Genomic DNA, 13,410 nt, shown 5'->3' with positions numbered 1-13,410 from the left:
CATCCGCTGTCAGTGAAGCTGTTATTGCTGATAATATTCCATTAACTCCGCTGCAGTAGCAACAAGTCTCTCCTTTAAGCTCTGCGGCTCCATTACTTGAATGGACTTCCCGTAGGGAAGAAGGAATGAAGGGACATACCTGTGAACGTTCTCCTCCTCAAGGGTAAAGATCGCCTGACCCGCTGTCCGCTCCTTCAGATGATGCCCCAGAAACCAGTGCAGACACAGATCGTCCAGCGCATCCGCCGTTCCTTCTATCTTTACAACGATCCATTCTTCCTTGCCTGCTGCATCAGGCAGCAGATTATGCAGGAAGCTGTCGCGGGCCGAGAACCCCTCCGAGCGCTTAAAGCTCTCCGCCGTACGCTCGATCGACATAATCCGGTCGGCCCGGAAGCTGCGGAGCTCCTGTTTCAAGTGGCAAAAAGCAACCGTGTACCATCTGTTATTCCAGTAGACCATTCCATAAGGATCGATTATCCTGTTCTTAGTATGCTCCTCACGGCCTGTCCGGTAAGCCATTTCTACAGAACATTCATTGGCTACCGCCCATTCCAATTCCGCGAGCACCGGCTGAACAGAAGCAGGCGCTGTACGGTTTATGACTTCAAAGCCGGCTAAATGGCGGTTAAGCACCTGTTCCTGCTCCTGATTCGAATACATTTTGAGCTTTACTGCGGCATTGTCCAATACGTCACTCATAGGGTGTCCGGCTTCTTTTGCAAAAAGAGCAGCATGAAGCAGCGCCTTCTTCTCCTCCATATCGAACAGCAGCGGTGCTCTAATCACATTACTGAGCAGGCTATACCCGCCGTTATGACCAGCATCGGAGATGATTGGCACTCCGCTGGCACATAATGCATCAATATACCGGTACACGGTCCGGATATTAATTTCCAGCTTCTCGGCGAGCTGCTTCGCCGTTATTTTCACGCCAGAGTTCAGCATCCATAGAATGGCCAGCATATTATCTTGTTTTGGCATCACATAAGCCCTCATTTTCATAAAATCTGCTAGAATCAGTGTACCTCACAAAGCCCTCCGCCGCAGCTTATAAAAAATAAAGACGCCAAGGGAACTTCCCCAGCGTCTTCGTGCCATTCTATTAATTCTTACCGCCGTACCCCTGATAGGTAGCATAAACGGAATTCGCATATTGATCGGCCAGAATAGGACGGCCGTAGGAATCGGTAGCACCCGGATACCAGTTATCCCCTCCGTTATAGTGCAGCAATCCGTTATAGATGCTTCCGAACCTGACGATCTTCTCATCCAGAATCAGTGCGCCCATGCATACCTGATCCTGTTCATCGCTGTGATTATAGCTGCGGCCGAATTTGGCGCTGAATTGCGATAGATAGGCATTACGTGTGTTAGGTTCTACCTGCATCAAGCCGTCACCGGCTGACGGGCTGCCCGGCAGACCTGCTCCAAAGCTGCTCTCCTTCTTGATAACCGCACTCAGCAATAGGGCAAAGTCTCCCCCTTTACCGAATTTATTGTCGACATTCATTACATAGGTCCAAATTTGGCTTGGAACCTCGGAAGGCTTAGTTACAGAAGTCTGCGGGGAACCGATATAGATCTTAACCGAGCTCATCTTGTCATTGACATTGTCGCCAACCCAGGAGGAATTCGCAGTATAGGTCCATTTGGTGCCTCCAAAGCTATCATTCTCATACACTTCAACCGTCCAGCCGCCGGGAACCTTGAGCGAGGACATCCAGTCATTCGGAATACCTGCAGCATTCAGCTGAGACAGGGTATAGTTACCTGTTCCAAGCGTTACTGCCTTGCCGCTATAATTGATATCTGCATAAAAGATAGCACCGTTTGTTGCCGGAGGCGGCGTTGGTGTAGGTGTCGGCGTTGTTCCTCCTCCGCTCTTCCATAATGCAGGAGTAGCAGCCGGCTCCCAGCCAGTGAGGGAAGTGTGTGCCTGAAGACAGGTATACGTACTTCCGCTATACGTTACTGTATCATTTACTGCATACGCAGTATTCGGTGCCCACGCACCTCTGGCAGCCGCGTCTGCCGGCGGTAAGCCTGTGAAGTACAGGGATAGAAAGACTGCAAACACTACCAGAAGAGATAAGGCTCTAGCGGGAACTTTTTTCAAAATCTGAAGCCTCCTTTATTTCATTTACCGGTTTCGGCGTTAAGCCGATCCACAGATTTATTCTATTGTCGTTTGTGAAAATCATTCCATGCTCCATAAACTTTAACCGGCAGCTTCGTTTTAAATTGATCCCGGATACAACATTCCGGCATTTTTAAACCGATAATAATAAAGATTACTCCCATTAACATAGTTTCCATTAAGCAGGCTATCCTTTAGGATAATCCTTACATTTCAGTTCATTTTATAGATTGGGGTCGACATCATGATGCGGGGTATTCTCCGGTTCAGCTCTCGTACTATCTTGCTTCGTATAGCTATTGCCGTTGTTATTGGTCTGGCTGTAAGCTATGCCATTCTGTCGGCACCGTCCGGCGCCCCCAAGCTTCGTAGCGAACAAGGCGTTCTGGATCTAACGCAGCATTCTATCAGTAAGCAGCCGCTAAAGTTACAGGGGGAATGGGCATTCTACTGGCAGGAGCTGCTCTCACCAGAGGATATACATAGCCGGCTGGCAGGAGGGGAAACGGCTGACCGGTATATCAGCATCCCCCAGTCCTGGTTAGGCTACAAACTGGATGGCCAGGAGCTAAATGGAGAAGGCTTTGCAACCTTTCGGCTGGTCACCCGGCTTAGCGGACAGGATCGGAATGAACAGCTCGCCCTGCGGCTGCCTACTATTTTTAATGCATATAAATTATGGGTTAACGGAGAGCTGATGGAAGAAGTCGGTGTGGTGGGTGAGGACAAGAGCGGCATGATACCTCGTCTGGCAACGAAGCTGGTATTCTTCCAGCCTGAGAACGACATGGTAGAGCTGGTTATGCAGGTGTCGAACTTCCATCATAAGCGGGGCGGCATCACCAAGGATATCGAGCTGGGCGGCAGCAATGTGCTTGCAGCCAAAACAAATCTTAAGGTTGCCTCAGAGATGTTCATAACCGCAAGCCTGCTCGTAATAGGCCTATATAATCTGCTTTTATTCGTGCTGCGGCGCAAGGACAGGGCGCCGCTGTACTTCGGTCTGTTCACCGTGCTGTTCGGTATACGGTCCCTGCTGAACGGCGAGCTGATGCTTACTCAATGGTTTCCGCTTTTTCCGTGGGAATTGCAGTTCAAGCTGGAGTATCTGACGCTTTGCCTCGGCGGTTATATCATCACCAAGTACTTTGAGTGCATTTTCCCGAATTATGTGTCGCGGTGGTTTCGGCTTAGCACCCGTACCGCAACCGGCGTGCTTAGCCTGATTGTTGTGTTGACCCCTGCGCTCCTCTATTCGAAGCTGCTGGTGCTGATTGGAATAGTCGTTGTTCTGCAGATGGCGTATCTGATGGTTGGGCTGACTGTGGCGGCCATGCGGCGTATGGAGGGAGCACTGATCTTCCTACTCGTGTCGGTGGTTGCCCTGGTTACGGTGATCAACGATTTTTTATATTTTAACGAATGGTCTATCATTGGTAATACCTCTCCGTTCGGGCTGCTGATCTTTACGATCGCACAGATGGTTCTGCTGTCCTCAAGATTTACGAGGGCAGCAACGAATGAAGAGCGGATTGCACGTGAGCTCCAGGAAGCTAACAATAAGCTCACTGAAATGAATTCCAGCCTGGAGCAGATTGTAGCGTACCGCACACATGCCTTATCCGCAGCTCACGAGGATCTTCGTATGTCATATGAGCGGTTACTTCACTCCGAGCAAGGCAGGAAGAAGCTGCTGGCCTACATTACGCATGATCTGCGTATGCCGCTGTCCAGTATGCTTGGTTATGTCGAGGCTGTGCTGGACATGGTTAAGCCGGAGCGCAATGAACAGTACCTAAGGTATATCCGGGATAACACGATAAGGATTAACCGGATGATCGGGGAGTTGTCCTTCCTGTCGCATCTGGAGACGGGGCAGGTAACATATCAGATGGAGCCGGTGCAGGTGATTGACTTCTTGCGCGGTTTCTTCGAGCAATATGAGCTGGTTGTACGTGATGCAGGGCTGGACTTCATACTGGATATCGGATATACGGAAGATATCGGATATACGGAAGAAGATCAAAGGCCTGACTCGCCTGTTGTCCGGATGGATGCGCAAAGATTAGAGCAGGCATTGTTCAATCTGGTGTCGAACGCGATGAAGTTCACTTCCAGCGGCGGGGTGGTGCGTCTTGCACTGGCTGCAGAAGAGGTGAAAGGTACCCCCTATGCGGTAATTAGCGTTCAAGACTCTGGTATAGGCATTCCCCCGGAGCAGCTTGAGCAAATCTTCGACCGCAATTACAGGGTTGACCGGCCAGGCATGGAAACGGGTGTAGAGGGCAGCGGGCTTGGGCTGGCGATTTGCAGGGAAATCGTACAGGCACATGGAGGGACCGTCTGGGCGGAGAGTGACGGCAAGACGGGGTCGGTATTCTATGTATCGCTGCCTTGTATTCAAGAAGCAGGAAGGTGACAGCTTGATAGACACATACAAAAACACGTACAAAATTATGATCGTCGATGATGATCCCCATATCTGTGAGATTGTTCAGGCCTACTGCGAACGGGAAGGCTTTGAATCCTCATATAGCCACAGCGGTTCAGAAGCCATGAAGCTGCTTGCTTCGTTTAGTCCGGATTTAATAGTACTGGATGTACTGCTGGCTAATGAAAACGGCATTGACTGGTGCAGGAACGCACGCAGCTACACGGATGCGCCGATCGTATTTCTGAGCAGTCAAGAGGAAGACGAGGTAAAAATCAGCGCATTATCCTATGGCGGCGATGATTATGTAACCAAGCCGTTCAGTCCGGGCGTACTCATGGCCAAGATCAAGGCCCACCTGCGCAGAGTGTCAACAGGCAGAAGGGAGCAGCTGCTGGAGCTGCCGGGCTTAACGCTGGATTTCTACGCACAGTCCGTCAATATCGGCAGTAAGACCATCTTTTTATCAAAAAAAGAGTTTAGTCTGCTCTCCTATCTGGCCCAGAACGTTAATCGTGTCGTCACCGTTGATACCTTGTTCCATCTCATCTGGGGAATGGACAGTCTGGAGGATACAAGAACGGTCGCTGTACACATCAGTAATTTACGCAAAAAAATCGAGGCTGATCCTGTCAATCCGGAGCGAATCATTACAATTCGCGGGCAAGGCTATATGCTGGGCGCCAGCAAGCGCGAGCATAGCGATAAGAGCAGTTAAGCAGAAGCCGATACGTTAGTATCGCCTCATAGCGTCCACCGCCGCAGCTCATAGAAATACTGCACCGCCGGATGCTTCAGCTCCATCTTCCCGGCCATGCTTAAGATCCGCTTTTTCCCGACCCGTCTGTCCAGCAGAGCCAGAATATTCAGCATCATGTCGCTGCTCTCCATACTTTCCTCTATCGGAGTAACCAGAAACTTATTAGCCACCACAATAAAATTCGACTTCGTTAATGCCGTCTGGGCGGACATAAGCTCCTTGGCATGCTCTGTGCTTTTCCGGCTGCCGGCCATTACGATCAGGCGATCCTCCGGTACGGGCCCCTTGGTTGCTTGTCTCACCGCTTCAATGTCCTCACTTGTGACAGGAATCCGGATAGCCGGATCGTTTTTGATGTCCAGCTCTGTCTGATACCATCTGATCGGGTTACTTTTATCGCTCATGACCAGCACATTCTTTTTATCGACTGAGATGTAACAGATCCCTGATTTATCAGGCAGGTAACGGTAGCCCGGCGCTCGGTACTCTACCCTTCCGTTTAACGCAGGGCTCAGAAAGCCCTCCAGCTGCTGCTTCAATTTACTCCAAGACATGTATTTCCCTCCATATACCAAACAGAGGACAGGCTTGCTGGCTCCGGGGGTTGTCCCCCTCTCCACCGCCTATCCTCCACTTAGCAGCTTAGTATCTATACGTTCTCCGCCTCTTCAGGCTCTTTACTCGCAAAAGCATCAAGCAGCGCACGTACCTCACCCGTTGATTTGGTATTCATCAGGGTATTTCTTAATTCACCGGCTCCGCGGAAGCCGCGGACATAGATTTTGAAGAACCGCTGAAGCGGGCTGAACGAGCGTGGTGCCTGTCCTGAATATTGATCATAGAGGTCCAGGTGCAGCCGCAGCAAATCCAAGAGTTCCGCGCTACTGTGCTCCTTCGGCTCCTGCTCGAACGCAAATGGATTCTGAAAAATCCCCCGCCCGATCATAATCCCGTCCACCCCGTACTGTTCAGCGAGCTTCAGTCCGGTCTGGCGGTCAGGAATATCTCCGTTAATGGTCAGCAGAGTATGCGGTGCTATCTCATCGCGAAGCTTCTTGATCTCCGGAATCAGCTCCCAGTGGGCATCCACCTTGCTCATTTCCTCACGTGTGCGCAGATGAATCGACAGATTCACAATATCCTGCTGCAAAATATGGGTTAACCAGCCGCGCCATTCGCCGATCTCGGTGAAGCCGAGCCTTGTTTTGACGCTAACCGGCAGTCCCCCGGCCTTCGCCGCCTGGATGATCTCCGCTGCAAGCTCAGGACGGCAGATCAGGCCGCTTCCCTTTCCGTTCTCGGCTACATTCGCCACAGGGCAGCCCATATTGATATCGATGCCTTTGAAGCCTTCCTCAGCCATCCCGATGCTCATCTGACGGAAGAATTCCGGCTTATCTCCCCAGATGTGCGCGACGATCGGCTGCTCATCCTCTGTGAACGTCAACCGCCCGCGCACCGCATGATGCCCCTCCGGGTGGCAGTAGCTCTCCGAATTCGCAAACTCCGTGAAGAACACATCCGGCCGGCCCGCCTCACTCACTACATGACGAAACACCACATCCGTCACATCCTCCATCGGCGCCAGTATAAAGAACGGGCGTGGTAAGTCACGCCAAAAGTTAGTTGTCATGTTGGAAACCTCTCTATGGGTATCAGGATAAGGCCTTATCCTGAGTATGATTTAATTGTAGACATTTCATAAGTATAGCATAACCCGACAAAAAAGAGGGGGGCGCCCCTCCAGTCAACGAATCAGCAAGTCCAGTTTAGCAACGACATCTGATAGTATTGCCTGCGGTATTTTACAGATGAACGCTGCCTGCCGGGACTGCCAGTCTAAACTCTTTACTTGATCGGCAAGGATAACCCCTTCAATGGGCAGATCATTCGGAATAACGACTTCAAACGGGTAGCCCTTTTGCTTCGAGGTTACCGGGCAGAGCAGGGAAAAGCCAACCTTGCCATTATAAGAGGCTGGAGATATGACTAAAGCAGGACGTTTACCAGCCTGTTCATGTCCCGCCTGCGGGTTAAACTGCAGCCATATCAAGTCCCCGCGATCAGGTACGTACCCGTCCATCACCATATTTCCCGTCCTTGCTGCTCACCTGTGGAAATCTCTTTATGGAGATTTTCCGTTGTGACTTGGGATAGGATATCGTCCAGAGTAGCTGACTTCGGTTTGATTACAAGATGTCCATCCTCCACATCGAGATCAACTTCGGAGCCCTCCTCAATACCGACCTTCAAGGCAAGGGACTTCGGAATACGAATGCCTAAGCTGTTACCCCATTTTTGAACCTGGAACATTGAACCGCCTCCCAAAATGTTTAAACAAAGTATAAACATACTATCTTTAGAAGTCAATTCGTTACAGGCCCAAAAATCAGTCAAAAACAACTATAACCAACCATTACACACTCCTACTAATCAGTTGATGCTATTGTAATTTTATACCATTCTAACGAGGAGCGATGTTGATTTGATTAATCTTTTGAATACTGCGCAGGAGGCATTGAGTAACTACGCTATAACTTGCACATCGGTTGATTTTATCGCACAAAGCGGAAATACGATCTATAAAGTTACTGACCTGGACAATAACAGCTACAGCCTGCGCCTGCACCAATCCAAAGGGGATGCTCTTGAAAGCTTTTGGAGTAAGCCTGAAGTGATCCATTCTGAAATGGTCTGGCTTCAAGCCTTGGCCTTGGACACAGACTTAGCCGTGCCGGCCCCTCTTAAGAATATCCACGGGGAATTCATTACGAATGTGAATAATCTAAACTGTACTTTATTAAGATGGGTGGAAGGTGAGCAGAAGCCTATTATTCTTACAATAGAAGACGCGGCGGCTATAGGGGAAATGACTGGTAAATTACATAGACAAGCCTCGAATTGGAGCATCCCAGGTTTATTTGAACGCCCTTCCTTTGATAGCTCCCGGATTTTACAGTCACTTGAGAAGCTTAGCGAACAGTCTAAGGCAGGATTGCTTGATGCAGATGATACAGCGCTTCTTCAGCAAGCGGGTCAACGAATCATTACAATGATGGATACTCTAGAAAGAACCCCCGGCAATTCGGGAATGATTCATGCGGATTTGATTCCAAGTAATCTGGTGTTTCTAGGAAAAGAAGTACGGCCGATCGACTTTGGCGCTTGCGGGTTTGGCTACTATTTAGGTGATCTAGGCTGGACGTTTTCCTATATACACCCGGCATTTAGAGAACGCCTGCTTCAATCCTATGCTCAATTTTATCCTTTACCGGATAACTATGTTGAGCTATTGGAAGGCTTTTTTATTGCAGCACAGCTGGAAACCATGAATTTCTGGCTGGGTCTGCCGGACTGGCAGGAATGGCTGCCTGGCCATATTGGAAGATTAGCAAGCAGGGAAATTAATGCGTATCTGAACAATGAGTCGTTCCTCTTTAGCGGGAAACCTTACTGGGAATAGGCTTGTATATCTTTAATGTGATCATCAGCTTACTCATTGGCACTAAAGGTTAGTGTAACCGTGCCGTTTCCAAGAGCACTCTGGAGCCCGGTCACATCTTCGATGTATCCAACCGGAACATATCTGTATGCGTTTGAAAATGTGGTATAAAACAACACCAGATTGTTGCCCGACCAAAGAGATAGATCTCCTGCTTTGATTGTTGCAGGGGTTTCTGTCTGTGCGGAGGGCAAAGGAAATGTCAATTCAGCTATCTTTTCCTGCAAAGCGAAGTCTTCCATATTTAAGGTAAAGGGCATTTCTTGGACAATAGTCCGTGCCGATTCATTGTCATAGAGGATTGCCGTAAAATTAATGTTAGCCATCTTAATATTTATTGTTGGCATGGTAGCCTGTGCTGCGGGCTGCTCCGGTGTTAGCGGTTCTGCCGGAGCAGCCAAAGGTTCAGCGGTACTCTCTTGGCGCTCAACTGATGAGATACCTGGTGCAGAATTTCCTGAACAACCAGTCAAAACTATCACAAACAGGACAAAAAGTGTAACCGACAGTATTCCTTTCATTGTTCATCCAGTCCTTTTAATGAATTTAGCAGGAACGCCGCCCACAATGGTGTTTGCCGTAACATCCTTAGTCACCACCGCTCCGGCGGCAATGATAGCCCCATCCCCGATAGTTACTCCGGGCAAGATAGTTGCATTTGAGCCTATCCACACATTTTTACCTATCACAATAGGGGCCGGATGCAAGTCGCTGCGCTGCTCTGGTGCCATGGCGTGATTAAGGGTAGCAAGCAACGTATTATGACCAATTAATGCACCGTTCCCGATCGTAATTCCTCCCTGATCCTGAAACTTGCAGCCTGAGTTGATGAATACATTATTGCCTATAGTAATGTTTTTTCCGAAATCCGTATTAAAGGGCGGAAACATAGCGAAGGATGGATCTAGGGTCTTGCCCGTAATCTGCTCCATCAAAGCACGGACTTCCTCTGGTGTATGGTACGTGTTGTTTAGTTCCATAGTAAGGCGCATAGCCTCATTACTTATCTCAACCATATACAGGTGAGCTGCCGAGCCTCCGGTGATTGTCCGTCCCTGATTCAGATGATCTAACAGTTCGTTTAAGTTCATAGGTTTTATCCTCTTTCACCGCTGCCGGTTAGCGATTGAATTTGCTGTAACAGGTGCACACCATCACTTCTTGATTATATTCGGAATGTCCATCCAATAAATAATACTTATTAAGTATGCCCTCCCATAGTTAAAAGGAATGCCTAACAGCTATAATAGAATAAAGAAGATTACAGAACAGGAGCATGCATGATGGAATTTCGGGTTCTGCGTTACTTTTTGGCGGTGGCAAGAGAAGAAAGCATTACAGGAGCAGCAAAAGCACTCAATGTCTCACAGCCCACTCTTTCAAAGCAGCTGATGGATTTAGAAGAGTCCCTGGGAAAACAGCTGTTTATCCGCGGAAACCGGAGAATCGCACTCACAGAAGAAGGAATGCTGCTTCGCAAGCGGGCGCAGGAAATTATGGAGCTGGTGGATAAAACAGAAGCGGAAATCGGCGGCGTGGATGAGGTAATCAGCGGGGATCTCTACATCGGGGGTGGTGAGACAGATGCTATGCGCTATATAGCCAGGTCTGTAAAGAAGCTGCAGTTGGAACACCCGCACATCCAATATCACCTTTATAGCGGGAACGCCGAGGATGTAATGGAGCGTTTGGATAAGGGGCTGCTGGACTTTGGAGTGATTATCGGGGCAGCCCAAATCCAGAATTATGACTATTTACGCTTACCGGCAACAGATACCTGGGGCTTACTTATGAAAAAGGACAGTCCGTTAGCAGACCTAGAAAGTATACGGCCAGAGCATTTACTTGGTCTCCCCCTGCTCTGCTCCAGACAGGCTCTTGCCGGAAATGAATTATCCGGATGGCTCCGGGAGGGCTCTGAGCATCAGAATATCGTTGCCACCTATAATCTGATTTATAACGCTGCTCTCATGGTAGAGGAAGGGATCGGGTACGCGCTATGTTTAGATAAACTGGTGAATACCAGTAACGTTTCCGGTCTTTGCTTCAAGCCTCTGGAGCCGCGGTTAGAGGCGCCTTTATATATTGTCTGGAAGAAGTATCAGGTGTTTTCGAAGGCAGCGGACAAGTTTCTGAAGGAGCTGCAGGGAACCATTAATACCTAACCAGAACAAAATCTTTTAATACCACATGGTGAAATACAATCTCTCCCTCTTTCATATGTTCATTCTCTTTCTTCTGCAGAATGCCATCTTGTAATAAATCAAATTTGAGTACCCCGCAACCATGATTAATAGTGATTTTCAAGAATTCTGCAGAAATATGATTAATCGAGGTATAACTAGAGATATTCATAGTAATCGATTTTGCCAAAAGTCCTTCAGCTTCCAGCCCTCCAGAAATCTCTAAAGTTTGGGTGCTGATCACTCCTTTACATGTTATCCCTCCTAACACATCGATTGAGCTAGCAGATATATTCCCATTTACTTCAAGTGATCCATTAACATCAATTACATCTGCTTGTAAATTGCCACAAACCAGTCCAGCGCCCATAACGTCAATTACATCATAATCTCCACTCTGGAACTCAGAGTAACCCTGTACAACAATATTTTTGCTCAAGCTTGCTTCTCCTCCTCTTAATTAAAATTTGTGTTAGTGGCAAGTCTCATTAAATTGATTAATGATTAAGCGCTTTTAAACGGACATGCGAACTGCCCCACGAAATACATCATCCAATCCCCGGCTCCTCCGCCTTCTTTTAAACACTAGGGCACCCTGCTCCAACTTTGCACAAATTACTCATGCTCCCTGCTCATGATTCATATAGAATAGCTCTTGTAAGCAACGAAGGGAGCACATCAGCTATGATATTAAATGTACAGGACGTATCCATACGTTACCATAAAGCCGACAAAAACGCGGTGACCAAAGCATCCTTTTCTATCGAAGATAACAGTATTGTATCGATTGTGGGGCATAACGGGGCAGGAAAAAGCACCCTGATTCAAGCCATTATGCAAAACTTAAACTATGCAGGCTCCATTACATACGGCTTTAACAAAAAGGAGCTCTATAAACATATCCGGGTGCAGACTCAGACGTCCACGTTCGAAAAAAACGCCAAGGTGAAGGATATTGTACAGCTCTACATTGAACTGCTGGATAGCCGGGAGACGGTGGATGAGCTGCTGCAAAGTGTGCAAATGCTGCCCTTTAAGAATTCCTATCTTGAGAAGCTGTCCGGCGGGGAAAAGCAAAAAATCGCGGTGCTGCTGGCGACCATCGGCCATCCTAAGCTGATTATTCTGGACGAGCTTACGACAGGGCTGGACGTTATGTCCCGGAGAATGATATGGGATCTGCTGGGCAAAATCCGCAAGGAGAAAGGCGTTAGTATGCTGCTGACCAGCCACTTCTTAGATGAGGTCGAGTACTTGTCCGACTATGTGATTGTCCTTGAACAGGGTAGGGTCAAGCTGCAGGGGACTGTGCCTGATATTATCAATAATGCTTTTGCGATGCATAAACTAGCGACCTGTCTTGTGGATTCCAGCTTTAGCTTCTCCTCCCTCAAATATGCGTATAAGCAGCAAAGCAATAAACTAATGATCGAATACAAGGAAGAGGACGAAAAGGATGTCTTTGATAACCTGAAAATTTGCGGGGGATACGATATCCAGCTGCAGAAACGGACGTTTGAGGATGCTTTTCTAACAATGATTGGCTATGAGCTGGACGAGAAAGGAGACACCAAATGAAACCCGTAATAAGCTTAACCAAATATAATTTTAAGCTGTTATTCAGAGATAAATCGTCCGTGCTTATGGCCTTTTTAATGCCGATCGGCTTTTATATTTTATTCGGATATATGCTGCAAAATGTGGAGTTCAGCGGCTCGGCATTATCCGACCTGCTCATCCCGCTGTACATCATCATTATTATTGGCAACGCGGTCATCAGTGTGTTCGGTACCTTTTATGTACAGGCGAGGGAAAGCGGCAACCTGCAAAAATTCAAGTTCATGGGTGTCAGTGAGCTCTGCTTCTCCTTCACTTTATTCGTGGCTACCTTTGTCTTTCAGCTTATCGTCATCATTGCTTTTATTGTGTTTACTTATTTCTATAAGGGAACTGTATTCCCGGTGCAAAATATCATCCCGGTCCTTGTTACCCTTGCCGTCATTGAGGTGTTTCATTTCGCCGTTACGTTCCTGTTAACTTCTATTCTGAGAAAGGCTTCTATCTATAATCCGATCTCCTTGGCTTTTTATATGTTCCAGATGTTCCTTGGCGGCTTAACGTTCCCGATTGAAATGTTCCCGCAGTTCCTGCAAAAGCTGGTGTATTATATTAATCCGGTCATCTACGGACGAAATGCTTTACTGGCGGCGTGGACCAACAACTCTGCATTCGGCAATGTGGTTAAAGATAATGTGATCCTGCTGTCTATCTCTGCTGCACTTGTCATCGTAGCGGTCTGTGTTCAGCGCTTTATTTTCTCGCAAAAGACATCTGCAGCCTTGGCACAATAAAATAACCCCACAAAGTGGAGCCTTACATGGATGCTGGCTCAGG

15 protein-coding genes are annotated in these 13,410 nt (G+C 48.1%); 6 read left to right on the top strand and 9 right to left on the bottom strand.

Translation table 11 applies throughout. The annotated features are described in order from the left end of the window. Positions 1–21 precede the first annotated feature (21 nt). Together R70331_RS03180 and R70331_RS03175 are read right to left on the bottom strand one after the other, a co-directional pair. The gene (locus R70331_RS03180) at positions 22–984 is read right to left on the bottom strand and encodes a helix-turn-helix transcriptional regulator (RefSeq protein ID WP_042182084.1); all 963 of its coding nucleotides are present in this window, start codon (positions 982–984) and stop codon (positions 22–24) included. A 121-nt stretch (positions 985–1,105) separates the two neighbouring features. Then, positions 1,106–2,119 (bottom strand): carbohydrate-binding protein, encoded by a 1,014-nt coding sequence (locus R70331_RS03175; RefSeq protein ID WP_231576397.1) that lies wholly within the window; start codon positions 2,117–2,119, stop codon positions 1,106–1,108. A 265-nt stretch (positions 2,120–2,384) separates the two neighbouring features. Between R70331_RS03175 and R70331_RS03170 the strand changes: the two genes are divergently transcribed. Both R70331_RS03170 and R70331_RS03165 read left to right on the top strand, forming a co-directional pair. After that, the gene (locus R70331_RS03170) at positions 2,385–4,559 is read left to right on the top strand and encodes an ATP-binding protein (RefSeq protein ID WP_042172798.1); all 2,175 of its coding nucleotides are present in this window, start codon (positions 2,385–2,387) and stop codon (positions 4,557–4,559) included. A 4-nt stretch (positions 4,560–4,563) separates the two neighbouring features. Beyond that, on the top strand, positions 4,564–5,289 hold the full coding sequence (locus R70331_RS03165; protein WP_231576396.1) for a response regulator transcription factor: 726 nt from the start codon (positions 4,564–4,566) through the stop codon (positions 5,287–5,289). A 26-nt stretch (positions 5,290–5,315) separates the two neighbouring features. Here the strand turns inward: R70331_RS03165 and R70331_RS03160 are convergent, their stop codons facing one another. The 4 genes from R70331_RS03160 to R70331_RS03145 all read right to left on the bottom strand — a co-directional run bounded on the left by R70331_RS03160 (position 5,316) and on the right by R70331_RS03145 (position 7,644). Continuing rightward, positions 5,316–5,885: an SF0329 family protein gene (locus R70331_RS03160; RefSeq protein ID WP_042172796.1), complete on the bottom strand. Its 570-nt coding sequence runs from the start codon at positions 5,883–5,885 to the stop codon at positions 5,316–5,318. 95 nt (positions 5,886–5,980) lie between these two features. Continuing rightward, entirely contained in the window at positions 5,981–6,964 is a 984-nt protein-coding gene (locus R70331_RS03155) for a tRNA dihydrouridine synthase (RefSeq protein ID WP_042172794.1), read from the bottom strand. 114 nt (positions 6,965–7,078) lie between these two features. Continuing rightward, positions 7,079–7,420, bottom strand: a complete 342-nt coding sequence (gene mazF / locus R70331_RS03150) for an endoribonuclease MazF (RefSeq protein ID WP_042172792.1) — start codon at positions 7,418–7,420, stop codon at positions 7,079–7,081. Continuing rightward, the gene (locus R70331_RS03145; protein WP_042172789.1) at positions 7,414–7,644 is read right to left on the bottom strand and encodes an AbrB/MazE/SpoVT family DNA-binding domain-containing protein; all 231 of its coding nucleotides are present in this window, start codon (positions 7,642–7,644) and stop codon (positions 7,414–7,416) included. Before R70331_RS03145 ends, mazF begins: the two co-directional genes overlap by 7 nt. A gap of 172 nt (positions 7,645–7,816) precedes the next feature. Between R70331_RS03145 and R70331_RS03140 the strand changes: the two genes are divergently transcribed. Next, positions 7,817–8,794 carry a phosphotransferase enzyme family protein gene (locus tag R70331_RS03140; protein WP_042172788.1) on the top strand — a complete coding sequence of 326 codons (978 nt, stop codon included), beginning with the start codon at positions 7,817–7,819 and terminating at the stop codon, positions 8,792–8,794. Between the two features lie 29 nt (positions 8,795–8,823). Here R70331_RS03140 and R70331_RS03135 read toward each other — a convergent pair whose 3' ends face one another. Both R70331_RS03135 and R70331_RS03130 read right to left on the bottom strand, forming a co-directional pair. Further along, a complete protein-coding gene (locus R70331_RS03135; RefSeq protein WP_052418896.1) occupies positions 8,824–9,354 on the bottom strand; it encodes a cyclophilin-like fold protein in 531 nt (176 codons plus the stop codon). A 3-nt stretch (positions 9,355–9,357) separates the two neighbouring features. Beyond that, positions 9,358–9,924, bottom strand: coding sequence for a sugar O-acetyltransferase (locus tag R70331_RS03130; RefSeq protein ID WP_042172786.1), 567 nt, complete (start codon positions 9,922–9,924; stop codon positions 9,358–9,360). A 192-nt stretch (positions 9,925–10,116) separates the two neighbouring features. Between R70331_RS03130 and R70331_RS03125 the strand changes: the two genes are divergently transcribed. Continuing rightward, on the top strand, positions 10,117–10,998 hold the full coding sequence (locus R70331_RS03125; RefSeq protein WP_042172784.1) for a LysR family transcriptional regulator: 882 nt from the start codon (positions 10,117–10,119) through the stop codon (positions 10,996–10,998). On the opposite strand, the gene R70331_RS03120 is transcribed toward R70331_RS03125, so the two are convergent. After that, positions 10,988–11,455: a bactofilin family protein gene (locus R70331_RS03120; protein WP_042172782.1), complete on the bottom strand. Its 468-nt coding sequence runs from the start codon at positions 11,453–11,455 to the stop codon at positions 10,988–10,990. The two genes, R70331_RS03125 and R70331_RS03120, sit on opposite strands and share 11 nt — an antisense overlap. A 245-nt stretch (positions 11,456–11,700) precedes the next feature. Between R70331_RS03120 and R70331_RS03115 the strand changes: the two genes are divergently transcribed. Continuing rightward, positions 11,701–12,594 (top strand): ATP-binding cassette domain-containing protein, encoded by an 894-nt coding sequence (locus R70331_RS03115; protein ID WP_052418895.1) that lies wholly within the window; start codon positions 11,701–11,703, stop codon positions 12,592–12,594. Further along, a complete protein-coding gene (locus R70331_RS03110) occupies positions 12,591–13,367 on the top strand; it encodes an ABC transporter permease (protein WP_042172780.1) in 777 nt (258 codons plus the stop codon). Before R70331_RS03115 ends, R70331_RS03110 begins: the two co-directional genes overlap by 4 nt. Positions 13,368–13,410 lie beyond the last annotated feature (43 nt).

The sequence above is a fragment of the Paenibacillus sp. FSL R7-0331 genome (assembly GCF_000758645.1).
Taxonomy (GTDB): Bacteria; Bacillota; Bacilli; order Paenibacillales; family Paenibacillaceae; genus Paenibacillus_AQ; species Paenibacillus_AQ camerounensis.
This window is presented reverse-complemented; position numbering and strand designations above follow the sequence as displayed.

Excerpts from the sequence above, each read along its gene's own strand:
- R70331_RS03180 (WP_042182084.1), bottom strand. The coding sequence starts at position 984 with ATGCCAAAACAAGATAATATGCTGGCCATTCTATGGATGCTGAACTCT.
- R70331_RS03170 (WP_042172798.1), top strand. The coding sequence starts at position 2,385 with ATGATGCGGGGTATTCTCCGGTTCAGCTCTCGTACTATCTTGCTTCGT.
- R70331_RS03160 (WP_042172796.1), bottom strand. The coding sequence starts at position 5,885 with ATGTCTTGGAGTAAATTGAAGCAGCAGCTGGAGGGCTTTCTGAGCCCT.
- R70331_RS03155 (WP_042172794.1), bottom strand. The coding sequence starts at position 6,964 with ATGACAACTAACTTTTGGCGTGACTTACCACGCCCGTTCTTTATACTG.
- mazF (WP_042172792.1), bottom strand. The coding sequence starts at position 7,420 with ATGGTGATGGACGGGTACGTACCTGATCGCGGGGACTTGATATGGCTG.
- R70331_RS03145 (WP_042172789.1), bottom strand. The coding sequence starts at position 7,644 with ATGTTCCAGGTTCAAAAATGGGGTAACAGCTTAGGCATTCGTATTCCG.
- R70331_RS03135 (WP_052418896.1), bottom strand. The coding sequence starts at position 9,354 with ATGAAAGGAATACTGTCGGTTACACTTTTTGTCCTGTTTGTGATAGTT.
- R70331_RS03130 (WP_042172786.1), bottom strand. The coding sequence starts at position 9,924 with ATGAACTTAAACGAACTGTTAGATCATCTGAATCAGGGACGGACAATC.
- R70331_RS03125 (WP_042172784.1), top strand. The coding sequence starts at position 10,117 with ATGGAATTTCGGGTTCTGCGTTACTTTTTGGCGGTGGCAAGAGAAGAA.
- R70331_RS03115 (WP_052418895.1), top strand. The coding sequence starts at position 11,701 with ATGATATTAAATGTACAGGACGTATCCATACGTTACCATAAAGCCGAC.
- R70331_RS03110 (WP_042172780.1), top strand. The coding sequence starts at position 12,591 with ATGAAACCCGTAATAAGCTTAACCAAATATAATTTTAAGCTGTTATTC.